The sequence below is a fragment of the Tepidibacter mesophilus genome (genome assembly GCF_002724055.1).
GTDB classification, from domain to species: domain Bacteria; phylum Bacillota; class Clostridia; order Peptostreptococcales; family Peptostreptococcaceae; genus Tepidibacter_A; species Tepidibacter_A mesophilus.
In genome coordinates this window covers 1-1,378 of record NZ_BDQY01000060.1, presented here as the reverse complement: position 1 = coordinate 1,378, position 1,378 = coordinate 1, and the positions used below count along the sequence as shown (strand labels likewise).

The 1,378-nt window shown below is 26.9% G+C and carries 1 protein-coding gene; it reads right to left on the bottom strand.

What is annotated here, in order from left to right; all coding sequences use genetic code 11:
- Window positions 1-56 precede the first annotated feature (56 nt).
- The gene (locus Tmeso_RS15760) at window positions 57-1,259 is read right to left on the bottom strand and encodes an IS701 family transposase (protein WP_099192877.1); all 1,203 of its coding nucleotides are present in this window, start codon (window positions 1,257-1,259) and stop codon (window positions 57-59) included.
- Window positions 1,260-1,378: the final 119 nt, after the last annotated feature.

The following is a 1,378-nucleotide window of genomic DNA, read 5'->3' as shown; positions in this document are numbered from 1 at the left end:
CTATAATAGTGCAGTTTTGCTTGAAATTTTTTACAGTTACATAGCTAACGGAATTCCTATGCAATTTTCAGAGTTTCAAAAATTTTATTAATAGGTTCACCTTTTATTGCAGCATTGTAAATATTAATAACCTGTATTTTTCTTAAATTATTTTGCATCCTTTTAAATCCAGTATTAAAATTAAAGGCTACGCCTGAGCATAATTTAGAATAAGTATATGATATTAACATTATTATTAGATACCTGATAATGCTTTTTTGACTTCTGACTTGATAACCATTTAAGCCTAAATTCCTTTTGCAATCTCTAAAAAATGGCTCTATTATCCATCTGTCTATGTATTGATTCAATATATCCAAAGAAGATAATGATGTATCTAATGATATAAATGATTTCAAACACCCATCTTCATGAAATGAATCTTTAGGATAGCTTAATATTATAGATACTTTTTTCATGTCATTTAATTTGCCAACGTAGTTGTAAATATAGTATTGTTTATCTTTAACGGTGACTAAGTCGAAGACTTCTTTATCTAAACTACAAGCATATCTATTAAGCTTAGCCCCTAATCGTTCATGACCTTTTGGGTAGATTACTCTGTTTGTTTTTATAGCTCCGATATATGTATATCCTGATTCACTTGATGCATTGAATATTTCTTTACAACTATACCAGCTATCGCAAAGAACATATCCTTTATTAACTGGATTTGGAAGTGATTTGATTATATTAGAAGCTATCGCTATTTTACTCATATTATTTTTATCATAAATTTCTATGGCATAGGGTAAAACTAAACCATCACAAGAAAGTAAAGCAAGTACAACTTGATGACCATAAACAGTTTTTCTTTTTAAATGTGAGTTATGAAAGAAACATTTTTCAATTGGATTTAAAGCCTTTGACGAGGGCTTAGTTTTTTCTGAAATAGTATCATCTATAATCACATATATAGGCTTATTTGTTTGTTTTGATCTAGACCAAATTAAATCTATTATCTTGTTTTTTAAAGAATTAAATATCAGAGATTCATCCCATGATGAATTAGATAAAAATCTTGTAATGCTAGTTCTATGCTTAGATGATAAAAATTTAGAAACATCATTTATTTTACCTGCGTAACCATTTATAAACATTGACTTCACTATATTTTTCATATGATTTATCTGTGGTTTTGTAAGATATAAGTCATATTTTAGTTCTTTTAAAAATTTGTCTAATGTTAATTCATTTGCTATAATTAAATTCTGAAACATTTATGCAACACCACCTGTTATGTTTTTGTGTAGGAACTTAATTATAACAAGGTTTTGCATAAATGTTTTTTTGTTTTATTTTAATGGAAAATTATTGAAGTGTTTTTGCACTTTCATAG